The following is a 19,246-nucleotide window of genomic DNA, read 5'->3' as shown; positions in this document are numbered from 1 at the left end:
GATGAAGGACAGCAAGATCATCGTCGCCATCAACAAGGACGAGGAAGCCCCGATCTTCCAGGTCGCCGATTACGGGCTGGTCGCAGACATCTTCGCCGCCGTGCCGGAGATGATCGAGAAGCTGTGAAACGGTTGAGACCGTCAGGGAAAGGCGCGGCAGGCAACTGCCGCGCCTTTTGCTTTGCCTAGGCCCTGGCGAAAAGCGGGCCAAGCACGGGCGCAAGGGCCGCCGCGATTTCGGCATGGTGCAGCGGGCCCGGCATGCCGCGCGCCGCAGGTTCTGCGAGAGAGGGAAAGACCATTCCCGCCGTGCCCGCAGCGCAGGCCTCGGCGCTGAAGGTGACCGTGACGCTGGCTGCGACATGGGGGCGCAGGGCCATGACCATGTCGGCATCGACGAGCATGGGTTCGGCATCGTCCTGCGCCGGATTCGGGGCAAGCCACAGCAGCACCACCCGGGGGCCGAGGCGTGGCAGCAGCGCCCCCATGCGGACCAGCCATGCGGCGCGCAATTCATCGGCCAGAAGGGCGAACTTTTCGGGCGAGACGCGCCGCAGGCTTTGCAGCATGTGGCGGGTAAAGTGGAAGTCGGTGAAATCCACCTCGCGGAAGATCTGCGTCAGCAGGGGCGAGGCCCGCAGGAAACGGTCGTTCCGGCGCGGATGCACGGCGTAGAAGCGGTTGGTCAGGTTCTGCGCGCCGGTGACCTGCACCACCGTGACGCGGGCCTTGGCGGCGATGTCGAGCAGCGTGGCATCCTGCCCCCATGCGTCAGGCCCCGCCGAGGGCACGCCGAGGTTGACCACCGGAAGGCCAAGCGCCGCCTCGAGCCGCGCGGGATAGGGGTGGGGCACGAACTTGCCATAGGTTTCGGTGCTGCCCAGAACGGCGACATAGGGCGCGGTAAGATCGCGCCTTGGCCCCCTGAAAAGCAGTTTCGACCGCCCGTAGCGGCAAGGAAAATAGTCCAGCGACGCATCGCCGGGAAAAGCGAAGCTCATCCCCACACCCCATCAGTCACACCCGCCGCCAGACTGAAGGGCAGGCGTGAACAAAGCGTAAAGCGCGGCCGCCTGCCCTTGCACTCAAAGCCGTGCAATGCATAAGCTTTTCACGGAATTTGCAGGAAGGTGGCGTCATGGCTGAGATCAGGACGGTCGGGATCGTCGGCGCGGGACAGATGGGCAACGGCATCGCCCATGTCTTTGCCCTTGCGGGCTATGACGTGCTTTTGACCGACATCAGCCAGACCAGTCTGGACAAGGCCATTGCCACCATCGACCGCAATCTAGAACGGCAGGTCACGCGCGGCAAGGTCGCGGCCGGGGACAAGGCCGCGGCGATGGCGCGGATCAGGACCACCCTGACGCTGGCCGATGTGGGGCCGAGCGATCTGATCATCGAGGCGGCGACCGAGCGCGAGACGGTGAAGCAGGCGATCTTCGAGGATCTGCTGCCGCATCTGAAGCCCACGACGATCCTGACCTCGAACACCTCGTCCATCTCGATCACCCGCCTTGCAAGCCGGACGGACCGGCCCGAGAAGTTCATGGGCTTCCATTTCATGAACCCCGTGCCGGTGATGCAACTGGTGGAACTGATCCGCGGCATCGCCACGGATGCCGAGACCTGGGACACGCTGCACGAGGTGGTGAAGAAACTGGGCAAGACGGCAGCAAGCGCCGAGGATTTCCCGGCCTTCATCGTCAACCGCATCCTGATGCCGATGATCAACGAGGCGGTCTACACGCTTTACGAGGGCGTGGGCAATGTGAAGTCGATCGACGAGTCGCTGAAGCTGGGCGCGAACCATCCGATGGGGCCGCTGGAACTGGCCGATTTCATCGGACTGGACACCTGCCTTGCCATCATGAACGTGCTGCATGACGGGCTGGCGGATACGAAATACCGGCCCTGCCCCCTGCTGACGAAATACGTCGAGGCGGGCTGGCTGGGGCGCAAGACGCAGCGCGGCTTCTACGACTATCGCGGCGAGGTTCCGGTTCCGACACGATAGGGCGCGGGGCGCGTCGTCATGGCCAAGGTTCCGTCATCGCGCGTTGACAAGCTGCTCTCCTCGATGGGCTACGGCTCGCGCAGCGAGATGGCGCGGATGGCAAAGGCGGGCGGGATCGTTCTGGACGGGGCCGAGGTGGCCGATGCCAGCCAGCGCATCGCCGTGACGCCGGACCTGCCCCTGCGGATGCAGATCGACGGCGCGCCGCTCGACCCGCTTGCCGGGCTGGTGATCCTGTTGAACAAGCCCTTGGGCATGACCTGTTCGCACAAGGAGGACGGCCCGCTCGTCTATGACATCCTGCCCGGGCGGTGGAGAGAGCGGGATCCGGCGATTTCGACCATCGGGCGGCTGGACAAGCAGACGTCGGGTCTTTTGCTGCTGACCGACGATGGCGCATTGCTGCACCGTGTCATCAGCCCGAAGCGGCATATCAGCAAGACCTATCGCGCCAGACTCGCCCGCCCGCTTTCCGGAGCCGAGGGTGGGGTCTTCGCCTCGGGCCGGCTGATGCTGGAGGGCGAGGAGAAGCCGCTGGCCCCTGCCGCGCTTGAGATCGTCTCGGAGACCGAGGCGCTGCTGACGGTGACGGAGGGGCGGTATCATCAGGTGCGCCGCATGTTCGCGGCCGTGGGGAACCATGTGACCGACCTGCACCGCGAGCGGATCGGCGGTTTGGGCCTGCCCGACGGGCTGGCGGCCGGTCAGTGGCGGCTGCTGACGCAAGCAGAGATCGCCCTGATCTTTGCCTGAGCATTGGCCACGGGCAGGCGCGGGGCGAAGAATTTTCGGAGAAAATTCTACGGGGCGGGTTTCGGGTGGGAAACTTGCCTGAGCGTCCTATTTGCCCAGGTTCAGCGTATGTTCACGCAGCCATGCGAGGAACCCCCTCGGGTTGCCCTCCCATTTCTTCAACTCTTCCGCCGGAATCGGTGCGCCGATCACGGGGCGGGTGGGTTTGAAGAGGCAGCGCTTGATTTCGTAGAGCAGCAGGCCCTGACGGATCGTATCGCTGATCTGGTTGGCGATCTGGAACGCGCGCGAGTTCTGGCCGGGGAAATAGATCGGCAGGATGGTCGCGCCCGAGGATTTGACGATCTTGTGGGTGAAGACGTTCCATTCGCTTTCGATGGCGGGGCCCCACCACCCTTCGGACATGGCGACCTTGCCTGCGGGGAACAGGATGATGACCCCGCCCGCCTTGAGGTGCTTCATCGTGTCGTCGCGCATTTGCAGGCCGAGTTCGCGGGCATTGTCCTCGTGCGGGAAGGGCACGGGGATCATGAACATCTCGACTTCGGGGATGCCTGTCAGAAGCGAGCGGGTCAGGATCTTGAAATCCGAGCGCACGCGGTTGACCATTTCGGCAAGGATCATGCCGTCGACCAGCCCCGAAGGGTGGTTCGACACCACGACCAGCGGGCCGGTCTTGGGAATGAGCGCGATTTCTTCCGGCGGCGTGTCGATCCGGATGCCCATCTGGCGGATGGCCTTGGGCCAGAAGGGCGCCCCCACCGGCGCGCCGGAGCGTTCGAACTGGCGGATCAGGCGCAGCAGCGTGACCTTGGCCGTCAGCCATTCGATGGTGCGGATCGTCGCGGCTTTGAACGGGTTCTTGAAGGTGCCCGCGTAGGACAGGCGACGCATGTCATAGGGTTTGCCGTCACCGTCATCGCGCCGGACAAGTGCCGGCTTCGCTTCGCTTTGGGACGTCTCGATCACCCGTAATGCGCCTTCGTTTCGTCTGACGGGTCTCAGTAGTCTTCGCCGAAGCGGTTTGCAACAAGGGCTTCGAGAGCATCGGCCAGCTTGTCTGCCTCTGCGCCGGAAGTCGCCACATCGATCACGGTCCCGCGCGAGGCGGCAAGCATGAGAAGGCCCATGATCGAATCGCCCGACACGGTCATGCCGTCCTTGGTGACGGCGGCGGCGGCGTCATGCTGTTCGACCACTTCGACGAATTTCGCCGATGCCCGCGCGTGCAGGCCTTTTTCGTTGATGATCCGAAGGGTTCTTGCCGTCACTTGGGCCTCGTTCCACGTATTGCGGGCAACCTGTCGCGGGCTATGCCCCGCCACCGAGGTCCAGACTGTTGATATACTTGCGCCCCGCGTCAAGCGCGGCGGCGACGGCGTCGGGAACGGAAAGGTCGCGCGATTTCGCCAGCTTGATCAGCATGGGAAGATTCGCGCCATAGACGATGCGGCGGTCAGGGCCGCAACAGGCCATGAGCGACAGGTTCGAGGGCGAGCCGCCGAACATGTCGGTCACCACCACCACACCCTGCCCGTGGTCGACGGAATCGGCGGCGGCGCAGATCTCGGCCTGTTTGGCGCTGCGATCATGTTCATCTTCGATGGCGATGGCGCGCATCGCATCCTGTTTTCCGACCACATGTTCGACCGCCGAGAGATACTCCCGTGCAAGGCCGCCATGCGCCACGATCACGATACCGATCACGCGCCCATCACCCCGATGCCAAAGGCGGCGTCGCCGCCGCCCTGCGTTCCAGTTCCCGATGCCGTTTTGACACCGCCCAGCCCGCCTCTGCAAGCGAATTGCCCAAAAGTTCCGCGATTGCAACCGAGCGGTGTTGTCCGCCGGTGCATCCGAAGCCGATGGAGAGGTGGGCCTTGCCTTCCTCGACCTGCGCGGGAAGCAGCAGAAGCACCAGATCGCGCAGCTTTTCGAAGAAGGGCGCAAAGCGGGCGTCGGCGCGGATATAGTCGACCACGGCAGGGTCGCGGCCGTCGAGATCGCGCAATTCGGCCTGCCAATAGGGATTTTGCAGGAACCGGCAGTCGAACACCATGTCGACGCCGCGCGGCAGGCCGCGCTTGTAGCTGAAGGATTGCACCGACAGGGTAAGGCGCTGCATCGGGCTGCGGCCGAACCATCGGGCAAGTTCGGCCTTGAGGTCATGCGGCGACATGTCCGTGGTGTCGATCAGATGGTCGGCGCGCACGCGGATGGGGGCGAGCAGGTCGATTTCGCGCGCAACCCCTTCGTTGGGGGATTCGGCGGGTGCCAGCGGGTGGCGGCGGCGGGTCTGGGCGTAGCGGCGGATCAGTTCGCCCGCCGCGCAGTCGAGATAGAGCACATCGAGCGACACGCGCGGATCGCGGGTCAGGCTGTCGATGGTTTCGATCAGGGCGGTGGCGTTGAAATCGCGGTTGCGCACATCCATGCCCAGCGCGATGGGGCGCGGCAGGGGGGCGCCGTCGATCAGGCGGGGGATCAGCGACAGGGGCAGGTTGTCGATCACCTCGTAGCCGAGGTCTTCGAGCGCATCGATCGCGGTCGAGCGTCCGGCACCCGAAGGGCCGGTCACAAGCACCAGACGGTGCCCTTCGGTCGCAAGATCGGCCCGTGCCGCCTGTTCGTTCATTCCCGCCGCCCTGCCCTGACGTATTGCCAGAGCGCAGCGGGAAAATGGGGCGTCGACTGGCCGAGGACAAGGGGAAGCATGCGCCCGAGGTAGGTCACGTTCCGAAGAGGTGGCAGGCGCAGGGCTTCGGTCTGGGAGAGATCGACGACCAGACGGACGGGTGCATGGTCCAGCGCATCCGCGTTGAGGATGCCCAGACCGCGGGCCTCGATCATACCGAAGATCGGCGGCGGGCAGGTGGCGACAAGGGTTTCGCCCGCAAGGGTGAGCGTGGTCTGGTCATCGGCGACGAGGTTTGCGCCCAGCGCCATGAGCGCCAGAGCGAGCGCGGATTTGCCCGATCCGGATGGCCCCGCGATCAAGACGCCCTGCCCCGCGATCGAAACGCAACTGGCGTGCAGCGTCAGAACCTGGGCAGGGGACACCGGATCAGACCGGAAGGCCGACGACGAAACGCGCGCCCAGCGGGTCCGAGCCGGCATCGGCATTGGTCGGGCGGATGTTTTCGGCCCAGATCACGCCGCCATGCGCCTCGACGATCTGTTTCGAGATGGCGAGACCAAGACCGGAATGCTGGCCGAACTGGACTTGCGGGCGTTCGGAGTAGAAGCGTTTGAACACCTTGGTCAGGGCCTGTTCGGGAATGCCCGGTCCGGTGTCCTCGACGACGACGAGGACGCGGTTCGAGCGGCGGCGCGCCCAGACGCGCACGGCATCGCCGTCTTCGCAGAAGCTTACGGCATTGGTGATGAGGTTAACGAAGACCTGTGCAAGACGCGCTTCCAGCCCGTGGATCGTGATCGGATCGGCGGGGAAGTCGGTGATGAATTCGACACCCTTCTCCTCGGCCTGCTGGCCGAGATATTCGCACAGGTTGGACAGGGTGATGACGAGGTTGAATTCCTCTTCCTCTTCCTTGACCAGTTCGCTGTCGAGGCGCGAGGCGTTGGAAATGTCGCTGACGAGGCGGTCAAGGCGGCGGACATCGTGTTCGATGACCTCGAGCAGCTTTTCCTTCTGGTCGTCGCGTTTGGCCACCCGCAGCGTGCCGACCGCCGAACGCAGCGAGGCGAGCGGGTTCTTGATTTCATGCGCCACATCGGCGGCGAATTGTTCGTTGGCGTCGATCCGGTCGTAAAGTGCCGCGACCATGCCGCGCATGGCGACGGACAGGCGGCCGATCTCGTCCGGGCGGGCGGCAAGGTCGGGAATGCGCACGCGGCCCGGACCCATCTTGCGGTCGCGGTCGCGGCCGAGTTCGGCGGCGGCGGCAAGGTCGGAGAGCGGGTTGGCGATGGTCGAGGCCAGCACGAGCGAGAGGCCGAGGCTGACCATCAGCGCCACGACGAACATTTGCAGCACCTGTTCGCGCTCGAACCGCACGAGGCGGTCGATTTCCCCTTCGGCGCTGGTCAGGGCGACGACGGCGACGACGCTGCCATTCTGCGCCACAGGGGTTGCGACCGAGAACAGCGCTCCACCCGAAGGGCCGCGTCCGGTGTTGACCACGGTATCGCCCGCCGCCGCGCGGTCGAACAGCGGGCGGACGATGGTTTCGGGATCGAAGGCGGGATCGGCGGGATCGTTCCGCGCGAAAAGACCGGTCACGCCGGTCCAGACGAAATTCAGCGCATCGACGATGAGCGTGCTGCGATCACCCGTGTCGGCGATGTTGCGCGGATCGCCGGTGTGGCGGCCCAGAAGCGTGCCGTCGGGCGCGAAAACGAAAGCCTCGACCCCCGGTCCGAGCGCGGCGTTCCCGAGCGCCCGCGTGGCATCATCGGCGGTCACGGCGGCACCCGCGACGCCGGCTTGCACCACATTGGCGGTAAGCATGGCTTCGGTGATAAGCCCCTGTTCGCGCTGGATCACCAGAGAGTCGCGGAACGGGTTGAGGAAGAGAACCCCCGCCACCAGAAGCACAAGCGCCATCAGGTTGAACAGGATGATCTTGCGCGCCAGCGGAGAGCGGTTGAGCGAGACGATACCACGGCGTCCCCGCCCCTCGCGCAGGGCAGGATCGACGAGGTGCTCGGGAGAGACCCAGTCGTCCCCAAGAAGCAGATCGCCCGACTTGGCCGGACGCCCCTCCTTTGACATGCGCGGTTGAGCTGTCATTCCTCGTTGTAGCGGTAGCCGATCCCGTAAAGCGTTTCGATGGCGGAAAAGTCGTTGTCCACGGCGCGCATCTTCTTGCGCAGGCGCTTGATGTGGCTGTCGATCGTGCGGTCGTCGACGTAGACCTGATCGTCATAGGCCACGTCCATCAGCTGGTCGCGGCTTTTCACGAAGCCCGGACGCTGGGCCAGCGCCTGAAGCAGCATGAATTCGGTGACGGTGAGGGCGACATCCTGCCCTTTCCACGTGACCGAATGGCGCAGCGGGTCCATGCGAAGCTGGCCGCGCTCCATGATCTTGGTTTCTTCGGTGGTCGCGACCTCGCCCGAGGCGATGGCCTCTTGGCGGCGCAGAAGCGCGCGGATGCGTTCGACGAGCAGGCGCTGGGAGAAGGGTTTCTTGACGTAATCATCGGCCCCCATGCGCAGGCCGAGGACTTCGTCGATCTCGTCGTCTTTCGAGGTCAGGAAAATGACCGGCATCGATGTTTTCTGCCGCAGGCGTTGGAGCAGGTCCATCCCGTCCATGCGCGGCATCTTGATGTCGAGCACGGCCATATCCGGCAAACGCCGGTTGAACGCATCGAGCGCCGACTGGCCATCGTTGTAGGTTTCAACTTCGAAACCTTCGGCTTCAAGCGTCATAGCAACAGACGTCAGGATGTTCCTGTCGTCGTCAACCAGCGCAATTCTTGCCATGTGACTATCCCTATACTGCCCGTTATTCTGATTTTTGCCAGATGATCGGGTTTCCAACCCCGAGAATCAATACGAATGTGCGAATCACCGCGCATCAGTTCGCTTCCCTTGCACGAAAGTCGCAGGGGATGGCCTATTTGCCGCAATGATTCGCGTCAGGGTTGCGCGCCATTCGCGGCTGCGATGCCGAGGCAAAGGGCATCTGGCGCGCTTTGCGGCACCCGGTCCGGCGGTGGCGGCGGCGCGATCACGCAGTTGCGTCAACTGATTGCGCTAACCTTCGGGTGGTTGCGCTAACTGTGCGATTGCGTCCTGTTCCAAATCTGGAACGCCGTGTTATAGCCGAAGTCATGCCCCCCTTCGTTGGCCCGGAGGCGGCATCGCAACCCTTTGGCCCGGGTTGTGTTTTGGGAGAGTTGCCGGGGGTAATCCCGGCCCAAGGAGCTTGCAGGATGACGAACGGACGCGTGAACCCGGCGCAGGAATTGGCACATCAAGGCATCACCGGTCTGGGGAGCGTCTATTACAACCTGATCGAGCCGGCGCTTGTCGAAGAGGCGGTGAAGCGCGGCGAGGGCCGTCTTGGCAAGGGCGGGGCGTTCCTCTGCTCGACCGGGCAATACACCGGACGTTCGCCCAAGGACAAATTCGTGGTGCGCACGCCATCGGTCGAACAGACGATCTGGTGGGAAAACAACGCGCCGATGGCGCCCGATGCCTTTGACCGCCTGCATGCCGACATGCTCGACCATATGAAGGGGCGCGACTACTTCGTGCAGGATCTCTATGCGGGGGCCGATCCGGTCCACCGGCTGGATGTGCGGGTGGTGACGGAACTGGCATGGCACGGGCTGTTCATCCGCCACCTGCTGCGCCGCCCGGACCGTGCGGAACTGGACCAGTTCGTACCGGAATGGACCATCATCAACTGCCCCAGCTTCAAGGCCGACCCCGCGCGGCACGGCTGCCGGACGGAAACGGTCATCACGCTCAACTTCGAGCGCAAGCTGATCCTGATCGCCAACACCGCCTATGCGGGCGAGAACAAGAAGTCGGTCTTTACGCTGCTGAACTATCTGCTGCCCGAAAAGGGCGTGATGCCGATGCATTGCAGCGCCAACCATGCCATCGGCAATCCGGTCGACACGGCCGTTTTCTTCGGCCTGTCGGGCACGGGCAAGACCACGCTTTCGGCAAGCCCCGACCGCACGCTGATCGGGGATGACGAGCATGGCTGGTCGGACCGCGGGTCGTTCAACTTTGAAGGTGGCTGCTACGCCAAGACCATCAACCTGAACCCCGAGGCCGAGCCGGAAATCTATGCCACGACCCACCGCTTCGCCACGGTGGTCGAGAACATGGTCTTTGACCCAGAGACGCTGGAGCTGGACTTCGACGATGACAGCCTTACGGCCAACACCCGTTGCGCCTATCCGCTGGATTACATCTCGAACGCGTCGGCCACGGGCCTGGGCGGGCATCCGAAGAACGTCATCATGCTGACCTGCGATGCCTTTGGCGTGCTGCCGCCCATCGCGCGGCTGTCGCCGGCGCAGGCGATGTATCACTTCCTGTCGGGCTTTACGTCAAAGGTGGCGGGGACCGAGCGGGGCGTGACCGAGCCGCAGCCCACCTTCAGCACCTGTTTCGGCGCGCCCTTCATGCCGCGCCGGCCCGAGGTTTACGGCAAGCTGTTGCAGGCCAAGATCGCCAAGCACGGGGCTGTCTGCTGGCTGGTGAACACCGGCTGGACCGGCGGCGCCTATGGCACGGGCAAGCGCATGCCGATCAAGGCGACGCGGGCGCTTCTGTCGGCGGCGCTGGACGGTTCGCTGGGCGGGGTCGAGTTCCGGCGCGATGCCAACTTCGGCTTCGAGGTTCCGGTCGCCGTGCCGGGTGTGGATGCGACGCTGCTGAACCCGCGCGACACCTGGGGCGACAAGGCGGCCTATGACGCGCAGGCGGCGAAGCTGGTCGAGATGTTCTCGAAGAACTTCGGGCAATATGTGCCGTTCATCGACGAGGATGTGAAGGCGGCGGCGATCGGCTGAGGCGATCGCCCTTAGCAGGCGCCGGGGGTTTCACCCCCGGACCCCCAGAGTATTTGGACAAGGATGAACGGGGGAGCGAAAGCTTCCCCGTCGTCACATCAGCGCGCGGCGGATGAGGTTGAGGCCCATCGCGACCAGAACGATCTGCGTCCACCAGCGGAAGCGGGTCTGGTCGAGGCGGTCTTGCAGGGCGTAGCCGAGGCTCATGCCGATTTGCGCCGGAATGACGAGGGCCGCGGAGAAGGGCAGGGATTGGCCGTTGGCGAGGCCGGTTTGCAGATGGGCGCCCAGAAGCGTGATCGCCCCCAAGAGGAAGGCCACGCCGAGGGCGCGGACGGTTTCGAGTTTCGGCACGCCGGTCGAGAGCAGATAGACGAGAAGCGGCGGCCCCCAGACACCCGAGACCCCGCCGTAAAGACCGCCGAGGACCCCGAGCCCCCATTCCGCCCCGCGACGATGGCGCAGATGCAGCGTCAGGCTGCGGCCTGAAAGGTTCAGCGCGGCATAGGCGGTGATCGGAACGCCGAGCAGGAGCAGCATGGCAGGCTGCGGCAGATCGCGCACGAACTGGGCCGAGACGATGATGAAGGCGCACATTGCCGCAAGGAAGCGCCAGAATTTGCGCGTGGTGGCAAGGGCCGGGGCGAGGCCCTGCCGCAAGGACTGGCTGAGGTTGGTGACGAGGGTTGGCAGGATCAGCCCCGCGAGGGCGAGTTCGGGCGGCAGGAAGCTGGAGAAGGCGCCGATCATGATCATCGGCATGGCGAAACCCACGGCGCCTTTGACGAAGCCTGCGAAAAGCGTGACCGCCGCCGCCGCCCAAAAGGCCCCTGCCCCCTGCCCTGCCATCAGCCAATCCATGCACGTCCTCCGCTTTGGGCCAAGGTGCAGCGAAGCGGGAGGAATGCCAAGGCGCGGCGGGCGGGCGCGACCGGACGAACAGCGCACTTTACATCGGCGCGGACCTTTAGAATTGCCAATAAGCAAGTCGCAGCTATTCTTGGCACATGTGCCAAAGCTTCAGATTACTGCTCTTGTTTGCTCCGCTTCTATTCTGCGCTATCGCCGTTCCAGCGCGCGCAGAGTTGCCAGCGCCTTATGCAAACCCGGCGCGGGCGGTGGCGCTGAGTGTCGGTATCGTCTGTTCCATGACGGTTGTCGGTCAGAAAAAGGCACCGCGGACGAGAGCCGGAACGTCTTTCCAAAACGATGGCGTCAGGATCTCGATCAAGACGCAGGTCATTCCCGCTTTCGAAGGCATAAAGTTCGGTATGACCTTTATGATCTTGGGACAACACGACAGCTACAACAGCGTGACGATGACACATCCGCCGCTGGGCCCAGACGGGACCACCGTCGAGCACTGGATGATGCCGATAAACACAACCGATTTGGCGAACATTGTTGTAAAGCTCGGTAGCGCGGATGAGCACCCGTTAGGCCGTTGGACGTTGACGACGAAATCCATCAATGGCCTGATTGCCACAACCGAGTTCGAACTGGTGGAGCCTAAGCCGGGGGAAGCCCACCCCTGTGAATTCCTGTCAAGCTAACCAAATCGACTGCGACATTTTACGTCGCCACGATAAAATTTCTTGAAACTAAGTTGCGCGTTCGCAGATTCCGCTCTAGCTATTTCGCAGATGCAGAAAGACAGGTGCCCCCATGCCGCATGATGGCCAGCAGATGACCCAGACGCCCTTGCTTGCCGACCTTCTCGGCCTGACCGGAGCCGCCCTGCCCGAGGTGGAGGCGCTGTTCGCCACGGCACGGGAAAACCTGCGCGAGCGGGTGACGGTGGCGGGCAAGGTGTCGGCCGCGGCGCTGGAGGAGCATCAGTTCGCGGCCCATGCGCTGGCGTGGCTTGCGACCTATGTCGAAAGCCTGCGGCAGATGCGCGACTGGGCCGGGCGGGTCGAGGCTGCGGGACAGTTCGGCGAGATGGAGGCGCTGCTGCTTCAGATCGCCTATGGCGAATACCTGAACCAGATCGCGGGCGGCATTCCGATGAGCCAGGGCGAGGTGGCGCGGCTGTCGGACCTGTGGTTGCCGCCGATGGTCGCGGGCGGGGCTGCCGGGGCGCTGATGGCGCAGGGCAATACGCAGGCGGCGCGGGCGCGGCTGGTCGAGCTGATGCGCGACAATCAGGGGCGGGCGACCTTTGGCGTCACCGGCCTTGACGCGGAATTGGAGATGATCCGCGACCAGTTCCGCCGCTATGCGGACGAGCAGGTGATCCCCTTTGCCCATGACTGGCATCTGAAGGACGAATTGATCCCGATGTCGGTGATCGGCCAGCTTGCCGAAATGGGCGTGTTTGGCCTGACGATTCCCGAAGAGTTCGGCGGTTTCGGGCTGTCGAAGGCGTCGATGGTCGTCGTGTCCGAGGAGTTGTCGCGCGGCTATATCGGGGTCGGCAGTCTTGGCACGCGCAGCGAGATCGCGGCAGAGCTGATCCTGTGCGGCGGCACGCCAGAGCAGAAGGCGCAGTGGTTGCCCAAGCTGGCGAGCGGAGAGATTCTGCCCACCGCCGTGTTCACCGAGCCGAATACGGGGTCAGACCTTGGCAGCTTGCGGACGCGGGCGGTGAAGGTGGGCGAGGATTGGGAGGTCACGGGCAACAAGACCTGGATCACCCATGCAGCGCGCACACATGTGATGACGCTGCTGGCGCGCACCAACCCCGAGACGACCGACTATCGCGGGTTGTCGATGTTTCTGGCCGAAAAGACCCCCGGCACCGACGAGACCCCCTTTCCCACGCCCGGCATGTCGGGCGGCGAGATCGAGGTTCTCGGCTATCGCGGCATGAAGGAATACGAGATCGGTTTCGACGGCTTCAAGGTGAAGGGCGAGAACCTGCTGGGCGGGGTCGAGGGGCAAGGGTTCAAGCAGTTGATGCAGACCTTTGAATCGGCCCGCATCCAGACCGCCGCGCGGGCCGTGGGGGTGGCGCAATCCGCGCTCGAGACGGGGATGCAATATGCGACCGACCGCAAGCAGTTCGGCAAGGCGCTGATCGAGTTTCCGCGCGTGGCCGGAAAGCTGGCGATGATGGCGGTCGAGATCATGGTGGCGCGGCAGCTGACCTATTTCAGCGCCTGGCAGAAGGACCATGACAAGCGCTGCGACCTAGAGGCGGGGATGGCCAAGCTGCTGGGGGCGCGTGTGGCGTGGGCGGCGGCGGACAATGCGCTGCAAATCCACGGCGGCAACGGCTTTGCACTGGAATACCGCATCAGCCGCATCCTGTGCGATGCGCGCATCCTGAACATCTTCGAGGGTGCTGCGGAAATTCAGGCGCAGGTCATCGCGCGGCGTCTGCTCGACTAGCACCGCCCGCCGAGGGGCGGGGTGTGCCGAGGCGGGGGTGCAACTGGCTGGCCACGGCGTGGGCGGCCAGAAGGCCCAAGCCCGCTGCGGCAAACACGCCCTGAACGGGGGCGACCAGCAGCACCAGCCATGCAGCCCCCGGCGTCAGGATGCCCGACACGTCGCGGAAGCTGGAATAGACGGCCGACATCTCGGTCCGTTCCGAGGGCTTCACCGCCATGAGGAAAGGCAGCCCCCCCACCACGTCGAGCACCACGAGGAAGAAGGCCGCAGCCATCATGGCGATGACCGAGAGCCACGGCATGGGCGCGACGATGGCCGAGAGGAAGAACAGCGCGCCGCAGGCACCGAAGGCCAGACGCACGCCCTGACGCACCGATGAGCGGCGCACGAAGCGCAGCATGACGGGCGAGATGAACAGCAGCGCGTTCGACAGCGACAGCGCCACGCCGCCGACCTTGTCGCCCAGACCGCTTTCGATGCAGAAGATTGGCAGGTAGACGACATAGACCCACCAGCCGCACGAGCGCATCACCGCGAACATCCAGCCCGCGATCAGGCGGGGCTGGCGGAAGAAGCGGCCCAGATAGGCAAGCGGGTTCAGCGCCGGCCCCTTGGCGCGGGCGATCTGCTTGCCGTTGCCAAGCCGCAGCACCCAGAAGGTGACAAGCAGGGCAAGGGCGAAGCTGCCGGCCAGAAGAAAGGGCGCGGGCGCCCAGAGGTCGTGCAGCCAGACGCCGAGCATCGGGCCCACGGCCCAGGGCCCGGCCGCATAGACCATCTGCATCGACTGGTTGCGCCCCAGATCGGCGCGGTCGATGTAGTCCAGCACATAGGCGTTGAAGCAGACGAAGGTCGTCGCGGTCGCCATCGCAAGACAGATCAGGGCGGCTTGCACCGCAAGGGGCGATCCGGTGACCGCAAGCGCCATGCCGATCAGATACAGCCCGCAGCCTGCCGAATACATCCAGCGGCGCGGGATGTGGCGGGTGAACCACGGCACCATCAGCCCCCAGATCAGGGCGACGATACCGGCGTGGAAATAGGCTTCCGACGTGGCCGCCGCATCGCCCAGCGCGTGGTAGACGGCCAGCGGCATGGCCGAGATCAGCGTGCCGCGCACGGCGGCTTCGGTTCCGGCCAGAAGCGCAAAGTCACGCACGCGGGGCGTGGGCGAATGGCGCAGGAAAAGGGGGACGTAGCGGGTTGCCATGACGTGCCTGATTTTCGGGCATTTGGCCAGCGATCGGCCCGCCCCGTCTGCACCGCGCGCGACAGGACGGGTCGGGTTTGGCGCTATTTAGCCGCGCAACTCGGAGGTGATCCGCACGGGTCCGGCCACGCCCTTGAGCTTGGCGCGGTAGATCACGAGGCTTTCGGTCACGCGCATGACATAGGTGCGGGTTTCGGTGAAGGGGATCATCTCGACCCAGTCCACCACATCGACCGACGGGTCGCGCGGGTCGCCGAAGGTGCCGATCCAGCGTTTCGGCCGGCCCGGCCCCGCGTTGTAGCCCGAAGCGACCAGCGCGACCGAGGGGCCGAACTGTTCGACGAGCTGCGCAAGATATCCGGTGCCGATGCGGACGTTGTAGCCCGGATCGTTCAGGTTGCCGGAATCGTAGACAAGGCCCACGCGGGGCGCGACGAGTTTGGCGGTCGAGGGCAGCACCTGCATCAGGCCGCGCGCGTCGGCGGCAGAGCGGGCGGCGGGGTCGAATTCGCTTTCGCGCCGCGAGATGGCAAGCGCCAGCGCGCGGCTGACGGCCAAGCCTTCGCCCGGCACGAAGGAGGGAACGGGATAATAGGCGCGGGGCAGGATGATGCCCCGTTCCGCCGCCTGTTTGGCAATGACCACGGCAAGGTGGGGTTCGTCGATTTCCAGTGCGAATTGCGCAAGCTGCGCGATTTCGGTTTCGTTCAGCCCTTCGGAGAGGTGAAGGAAGAAGCGTTTCGCAAGGGTGCGGTCGCCTGCCTTTTCCAGCAGCACGGCAGCGGCAAAGACCGAGGAGCGGGTGAAGGACGCGTCCTGCCAGTTCGGCGGGCGGCTGTCGGAGAGAAGCGACGCGTCGAGGTTCAGACCCAGCGTTTCGGCAGCCATCAGCCCGTAATAGGCGGTCTGGTTTTGCGCCGCGATGCGCAGGGCGGCGGTGGCCCCTGCCGTATCGCCCGCCGCTTGCAGGGCGCGGCCTTGCCAGTAATGGGCGCGGGCGGTCGAGATGGGGGTCGAGACGGCGGCTTCGAGATGTTTGAAATGCTTCAGCGCGGTTGCGGGATCACCAAGGAAGCGCAGGGCGATCCAGCCTGACAGGAATTCGAGATCGGCATAGTCGGACCCTGCCGCAAGCTGGTTCGAGGCTGCGACCCGATAGGCGGCCTTGGGCTTGCCGTCGCGCAAAAGGGCGCGGGAGAGCGAGGCGCGGCGCTCGGCCCATGCGTCGGGATCGCCGAGGGTTTGGGGCGATTTCGACGCGGCAAGCAGGGTTTCGGCGGCGTCGTCGTTGCGGTCGCGGCGGAAGCGCCAGTCGAATCGCTCGAAGGCAAGGCCGGGGTCGGATTGCAATTCGGGCGGGATGCGGGCGATCAGGGCATTGACGCCATCGGCATCGGCACGCAGCGCCATGCGGGCTTCGGCCAAGGCGCGCCAGCCTGCGCCGACGCGGGGCAGCATGCGCTTGGCTTCCGACGTGCGGTTCTGCCAGAGCAGCCGGTCAAGGCGGACTTCATGCGCGACCGAGAGGATATCGCCGTAAAGGCCAAGGATCTGCTGTTCTTCATCCGGCCCGAAGGCGAGGGTCGTCCAGGCGCGGAACGCCTCGTTCTCGGCATCGGCGGCGCGGCCGGCGGCGCGGAGCGCGTTGATATAGGCCAGCGCGCCGGTGGCGGTTTCGGGCAGATCGGGGCCGAAATAGGCGATGACGCGGGCGGGGTCGGTCGAGCGGGCAACGGCCTCTTCGCCCTTTTCCTTCAGGAGCGGCATGCCCGGCCAATCGGGGCGGCGGGCAAGGAAGGCTTCATAATCGCCAAGCAGCCCGCCCGAGGCGCGCAGGCGTTGCCATTCGACAAGATCCGCGCCGATCTCGCCCGCGCCGCGGGCGGCGGCGGCGGCACCGGCCCAATCCTGCTGCCCGACGGCGGCTTGCGCCGCACGCATCGCGCCCGCCGCATCGGCGGCGGCGGAAAGCGGCGCAAGGGCCGCGAATGCAGCAAGAAGCCACGCGAGGCGGCGGGGTCCGGTCATGATCTGCTCGTCTGTCGTTTTTTGTATTCGTTAAAGGCGAGTGTGCCGAAAAACGCCCCCGGCGGCAAGCGGAGACGCTGCGCGCGGCTTGCCGCTTTGCCCCGCTTGGCAAGCCTTTGCCACAAGGCTAGGAAGGGCGCGTTTGCAACGGGCGACTCAAGGCCCAGAAATCGGAGAAGCGTGTCATGATCAAAGGGTCCATTCCTGCCCTGGTGACGCCGTTCAAGAACGGCGAGCTGGATCTCGACACGCTCAAACGTCTGGTCGACTGGCATATCGAGCAGGGCTCGACCGGGCTGGTTCCGGTGGGCACCACGGGCGAAAGCCCGACGCTGAGCCATGAAGAGCATGAAACGGTCATCGAAGTGGTGGTGAAAGCCGCCCGTGGCCGCGTGCCGGTGATCGCAGGGGCGGGGTCGAACAACACGGTCGAGGGCATCCGCCTGATCCAGCATTGCGAACGGGTCGGTGCCGATGCGGCGCTGGTCGTCACGCCCTATTACAACAAGCCGACGCAGGCGGGCATGATCGCGCATTACACGGCGCTGCATGATTGCTGCAAGCTGCCGATCATCATCTACAACATCCCCGGCCGTTCGGTGGTGGACATGTCGCCCGAGACGATGGGCCAGCTTGCCAAGCTGCCGCGCATCGTGGGCGTGAAGGACGCGACCGGCAAGATCGAGCGCGTGTCGATGCAGCGCGCAAGCTGCGGGGCCGATTTCATCCAGCTTTCGGGCGAGGATGCGACGGCGCTTGGCTTCAACGCGCATGGCGGGGTGGGCTGCATTTCGGTGACGGCGAACGTGGCGCCGAAACTTTGCGCCGAATTCCAGACGGCAACGCTGGCGGGCGATTACGCCAAGGCGCTTGAATATCAGGACCGTCTGATGCCGCTGCACGAGGCGATCTTCATCGAGCCGGGTCTGGCGGGGGCCAAATACGGCCTGTCGCTGCTGGGCCTGTGCAGCGAGGAGGTGCGCTTGCCGCTGGTGACGCTGACGGATGGCACCAAGGCCAAGATCAAGGCCGCGATGCAGCACGCAGGGATCCTGTGACCGCGCAGGCGGTGTCGGACAACCTGAAAGGCGCTGTCTGGATGGTGGCCGCGATGGCGGGTTTCGCCGTCGAGGACATGTTCCTGAAGGCCGCGGTAAAGCATATGCCGCTGGGGCAGGCGCTTCTGGCTTTTGGCCTGATCGGCATGGTTTTTTTTGCCGCCATGGCGCGGCGGCATGGCGAGGCGGTGGTTCACCCCGCCGCCTTTTCCAAGCCGCTGCTGGTCCGGTCGGGGTTCGAGGTGACGGGGCGGCTGTTCTATTCGCTGGCCATCGCGCTGACGCCGCTTTCGGTGGCATCGGCCATTTTGCAGGCAACACCTTTGGTCGTGGTGGCGGGGGCGGCGCTGTTCTTTGGCGAGACGGTGGGGTGGCGGCGCTGGTCGGCCATCGTCGTGGGGTTCGTCGGGGTGCTTGTGATCCTGCGGCCGGGGTTGGACGGGTTCAGCCTGATGTCGCTGGTCACGGTGGTCGGGCTGATCGGCTTTGCGGGGCGCGACCTTGCCACGCGGGCGGCACCGATGGTGCTTTCGAACCGGCAGCTTGGCGTTTACGGATTGTCGATGCTGGCGCTGGCGGGGGCGGTCATTCTGGCGGTGACGGGCGGGTCGGTCTGGCCCGATGCCACGGGTGCGGCGCTTGTGGCCGCGATGAGCGGCTTTGGCATCTTTGCCTATTTCGCGCTGACGGTCGCCATGCGGACGGGCGAGATCGCCGCCGTGACGCCGTTCCGCTATACGCGGCTGGTCTTTGCCATGATCGCGGGCGTGCTTGTCTTTGGCGAGCGGCCCGATGCGCTGACGCTGCTTGGGTCGGCGCTGATCGTCGGAAGCGGGATCTACACGCTGAACCGCAGCCGTCAGGCCCGACGCCGCACCTGACCGATGCGGATGAGGCGGAAGGCCTCGATCATCAACGCGGTCATGAGGCCGAAGTTGAGAAAGCCGTTTGTCGCGGTCATGCCCGACAACAGGCGCCATTCATGCGGCAGGATCACATCGCCGAAGCCGAGGGTGGTGAAAGAGACGATCGAGAAATAGAGCGATTCCTCGAGCGTCGGAAAGACGCCGAGCGTGTCGTAGACAAAGGCCCAAAGCCAGACGCCCGCCGTGGTGGTGCCGACGACCCAGAGCGAGGCCACCATGACGGCAAGGATCATCTTGGGCCGATGCGGTTCACGCACGAGCCAGTCGTGCCAGCGGGAAAAGCCCATCTCCATCAGCAGGGCCGACATGGCCCCCATGAGGATGGACACCATCATGACGCCTGTGCCGAGTGCGATCTGGCCGAACATGCTGCCTCCGTCTGCTTTGGGTGACATTGCGGCCAGCGCAAAGAAAGG

The 19,246-nt window shown here is 65.0% G+C and carries 19 protein-coding genes and 1 pseudogene; 8 read left to right on the top strand and 12 right to left on the bottom strand.

Going from position 1 to position 19,246, the window contains the following annotated elements; translation table 11 throughout:
* Positions 1 to 127 (top strand): annotated as a pseudogene (locus H7F16_RS18790) (electron transfer flavoprotein subunit alpha/FixB family protein); the annotation flags it as partial.
* Between the two features lie 58 nt (positions 128 to 185).
* On the opposite strand, the gene H7F16_RS18785 reads toward H7F16_RS18790, so the two are convergent.
* On the bottom strand, positions 186 to 1,001 hold the full coding sequence (locus tag H7F16_RS18785) for a DUF6473 family protein (protein ID WP_185799179.1): 816 nt from the start codon (positions 999 to 1,001) through the stop codon (positions 186 to 188).
* Between the two features lie 137 nt (positions 1,002 to 1,138).
* On the opposite strand from H7F16_RS18785, the gene H7F16_RS18780 reads away from it, so the two are divergent.
* Complete coding sequence (locus H7F16_RS18780; RefSeq protein ID WP_185799178.1) at positions 1,139 to 2,017, top strand: 3-hydroxybutyryl-CoA dehydrogenase; 879 nt, start codon at positions 1,139 to 1,141, stop codon at positions 2,015 to 2,017.
* An 18-nt stretch (positions 2,018 to 2,035) separates the two neighbouring features.
* Positions 2,036 to 2,770, top strand: coding sequence for a pseudouridine synthase (locus H7F16_RS18775; protein WP_185799177.1), 735 nt, complete (start codon positions 2,036 to 2,038; stop codon positions 2,768 to 2,770).
* 87 nt (positions 2,771 to 2,857) lie between these two features.
* Here the strand turns inward: H7F16_RS18775 and H7F16_RS18770 are convergent, their stop codons facing one another.
* The 7 genes from H7F16_RS18770 to H7F16_RS18740 are packed head-to-tail and all read right to left on the bottom strand — an operon-like array spanning position 2,858 to position 8,221.
* On the bottom strand, positions 2,858 to 3,739 hold the full coding sequence (locus tag H7F16_RS18770; protein WP_338402033.1) for a lysophospholipid acyltransferase family protein: 882 nt from the start codon (positions 3,737 to 3,739) through the stop codon (positions 2,858 to 2,860).
* Positions 3,740 to 3,771: 32 nt separating this feature from the next.
* Entirely contained in the window at positions 3,772 to 4,041 is a 270-nt protein-coding gene (locus H7F16_RS19745; protein WP_185799176.1) for an HPr family phosphocarrier protein, read from the bottom strand.
* A 40-nt stretch (positions 4,042 to 4,081) separates the two neighbouring features.
* Positions 4,082 to 4,477 carry a PTS sugar transporter subunit IIA domain-containing protein gene (locus tag H7F16_RS18760; protein WP_185799175.1) on the bottom strand — a complete coding sequence of 132 codons (396 nt, stop codon included), beginning with the start codon at positions 4,475 to 4,477 and terminating at the stop codon, positions 4,082 to 4,084.
* A gap of 7 nt (positions 4,478 to 4,484) precedes the next feature.
* Entirely contained in the window at positions 4,485 to 5,405 is a 921-nt protein-coding gene (rapZ, locus tag H7F16_RS18755) for an RNase adapter RapZ (RefSeq protein ID WP_185799174.1), read from the bottom strand.
* The gene (locus tag H7F16_RS18750; protein WP_338402032.1) at positions 5,402 to 5,830 is read right to left on the bottom strand and encodes an HPr kinase/phosphorylase; all 429 of its coding nucleotides are present in this window, start codon (positions 5,828 to 5,830) and stop codon (positions 5,402 to 5,404) included. The genes rapZ and H7F16_RS18750 overlap by 4 nt, the downstream gene beginning before the upstream one ends.
* Before the next feature lie 4 nt (positions 5,831 to 5,834).
* On the bottom strand, positions 5,835 to 7,523 hold the full coding sequence (locus tag H7F16_RS18745) for a sensor histidine kinase (protein ID WP_185799172.1): 1,689 nt from the start codon (positions 7,521 to 7,523) through the stop codon (positions 5,835 to 5,837).
* Positions 7,520 to 8,221, bottom strand: coding sequence for a response regulator transcription factor (locus H7F16_RS18740; RefSeq protein ID WP_185799171.1), 702 nt, complete (start codon positions 8,219 to 8,221; stop codon positions 7,520 to 7,522). The genes H7F16_RS18745 and H7F16_RS18740 overlap by 4 nt, the downstream gene beginning before the upstream one ends.
* Positions 8,222 to 8,673: 452 nt before the next feature.
* On the opposite strand from H7F16_RS18740, the gene H7F16_RS18735 reads away from it, so the two are divergent.
* Positions 8,674 to 10,272, top strand: a complete 1,599-nt coding sequence (locus H7F16_RS18735; RefSeq protein ID WP_185799170.1) for a phosphoenolpyruvate carboxykinase — start codon at positions 8,674 to 8,676, stop codon at positions 10,270 to 10,272.
* Positions 10,273 to 10,365: 93 nt separating this feature from the next.
* On the opposite strand, the gene H7F16_RS18730 is transcribed toward H7F16_RS18735, so the two are convergent.
* Positions 10,366 to 11,133: a sulfite exporter TauE/SafE family protein gene (locus tag H7F16_RS18730; protein ID WP_241741527.1), complete on the bottom strand. Its 768-nt coding sequence runs from the start codon at positions 11,131 to 11,133 to the stop codon at positions 10,366 to 10,368.
* Between the two features lie 146 nt (positions 11,134 to 11,279).
* Between H7F16_RS18730 and H7F16_RS18725 the strand changes: the two genes are divergently transcribed.
* Entirely contained in the window at positions 11,280 to 11,825 is a 546-nt protein-coding gene (locus H7F16_RS18725; RefSeq protein WP_185799169.1) for a DUF3859 domain-containing protein, read from the top strand.
* 112 nt (positions 11,826 to 11,937) lie between these two features.
* Positions 11,938 to 13,605, top strand: a complete 1,668-nt coding sequence (locus tag H7F16_RS18720) for an acyl-CoA dehydrogenase family protein (protein ID WP_185799168.1) — start codon at positions 11,938 to 11,940, stop codon at positions 13,603 to 13,605.
* Here H7F16_RS18720 and H7F16_RS18715 read toward each other — a convergent pair.
* Both H7F16_RS18715 and H7F16_RS18710 read right to left on the bottom strand, forming a co-directional pair.
* Positions 13,580 to 14,818, bottom strand: coding sequence for an MFS transporter (locus H7F16_RS18715; protein WP_185799167.1), 1,239 nt, complete (start codon positions 14,816 to 14,818; stop codon positions 13,580 to 13,582). The two genes, H7F16_RS18720 and H7F16_RS18715, sit on opposite strands and share 26 nt — an antisense overlap.
* Positions 14,819 to 14,905: 87 nt before the next feature.
* Complete coding sequence (locus H7F16_RS18710) at positions 14,906 to 16,846, bottom strand: lytic transglycosylase domain-containing protein (protein ID WP_185799166.1); 1,941 nt, start codon at positions 16,844 to 16,846, stop codon at positions 14,906 to 14,908.
* Positions 16,847 to 17,031: 185 nt separating this feature from the next.
* Here H7F16_RS18710 and dapA point away from each other — a divergent pair, with 185 nt between their 5' ends.
* The gene (dapA, locus tag H7F16_RS18705) at positions 17,032 to 17,904 is read left to right on the top strand and encodes a 4-hydroxy-tetrahydrodipicolinate synthase (RefSeq protein WP_185799165.1); all 873 of its coding nucleotides are present in this window, start codon (positions 17,032 to 17,034) and stop codon (positions 17,902 to 17,904) included.
* Complete coding sequence (locus H7F16_RS18700) at positions 17,901 to 18,785, top strand: DMT family transporter (RefSeq protein WP_338402031.1); 885 nt, start codon at positions 17,901 to 17,903, stop codon at positions 18,783 to 18,785. The genes dapA and H7F16_RS18700 overlap by 4 nt, the downstream gene beginning before the upstream one ends.
* Here H7F16_RS18700 and H7F16_RS18695 read toward each other — a convergent pair.
* A complete protein-coding gene (locus H7F16_RS18695; RefSeq protein ID WP_185799164.1) occupies positions 18,764 to 19,198 on the bottom strand; it encodes an ion channel in 435 nt (144 codons plus the stop codon). The two genes, H7F16_RS18700 and H7F16_RS18695, sit on opposite strands and share 22 nt — an antisense overlap.
* Between the last annotated feature and the right edge of the window lie 48 nt (positions 19,199 to 19,246).

The organism is Paragemmobacter straminiformis (assembly GCF_014243445.1).
Lineage (GTDB): Bacteria > Pseudomonadota > Alphaproteobacteria > Rhodobacterales > Rhodobacteraceae > Paragemmobacter > Paragemmobacter straminiformis.
The sequence above is the reverse complement of the archived record's forward strand: the minus strand, read 5'-3'. Positions and strand labels throughout refer to the sequence as shown.

What these genes read in the sequence shown, in the direction of transcription:
- H7F16_RS18775 (WP_185799177.1), top strand. Translation starts at nt 2,036, where the DNA reads ATGGCCAAGGTTCCGTCATCGCGCGTTGACAAGCTGCTCTCCTCGATG.
- H7F16_RS18745 (WP_185799172.1), bottom strand. Translation starts at nt 7,523, where the DNA reads ATGACAGCTCAACCGCGCATGTCAAAGGAGGGGCGTCCGGCCAAGTCG.
- H7F16_RS18740 (WP_185799171.1), bottom strand. Translation starts at nt 8,221, where the DNA reads ATGGCAAGAATTGCGCTGGTTGACGACGACAGGAACATCCTGACGTCT.
- H7F16_RS18780 (WP_185799178.1), top strand. Translation starts at nt 1,139, where the DNA reads ATGGCTGAGATCAGGACGGTCGGGATCGTCGGCGCGGGACAGATGGGC.
- H7F16_RS18785 (WP_185799179.1), bottom strand. Translation starts at nt 1,001, where the DNA reads ATGAGCTTCGCTTTTCCCGGCGATGCGTCGCTGGACTATTTTCCTTGC.
- H7F16_RS18730 (WP_241741527.1), bottom strand. Translation starts at nt 11,133, where the DNA reads ATGGATTGGCTGATGGCAGGGCAGGGGGCAGGGGCCTTTTGGGCGGCG.
- H7F16_RS18695 (WP_185799164.1), bottom strand. Translation starts at nt 19,198, where the DNA reads ATGTTCGGCCAGATCGCACTCGGCACAGGCGTCATGATGGTGTCCATC.
- H7F16_RS18715 (WP_185799167.1), bottom strand. Translation starts at nt 14,818, where the DNA reads ATGGCAACCCGCTACGTCCCCCTTTTCCTGCGCCATTCGCCCACGCCC.
- H7F16_RS18720 (WP_185799168.1), top strand. Translation starts at nt 11,938, where the DNA reads ATGCCGCATGATGGCCAGCAGATGACCCAGACGCCCTTGCTTGCCGAC.
- H7F16_RS18735 (WP_185799170.1), top strand. Translation starts at nt 8,674, where the DNA reads ATGACGAACGGACGCGTGAACCCGGCGCAGGAATTGGCACATCAAGGC.
- H7F16_RS18725 (WP_185799169.1), top strand. Translation starts at nt 11,280, where the DNA reads ATGTGCCAAAGCTTCAGATTACTGCTCTTGTTTGCTCCGCTTCTATTC.
- rapZ (WP_185799174.1), bottom strand. Translation starts at nt 5,405, where the DNA reads ATGAACGAACAGGCGGCACGGGCCGATCTTGCGACCGAAGGGCACCGT.
- dapA (WP_185799165.1), top strand. Translation starts at nt 17,032, where the DNA reads ATGATCAAAGGGTCCATTCCTGCCCTGGTGACGCCGTTCAAGAACGGC.
- H7F16_RS18710 (WP_185799166.1), bottom strand. Translation starts at nt 16,846, where the DNA reads ATGACCGGACCCCGCCGCCTCGCGTGGCTTCTTGCTGCATTCGCGGCC.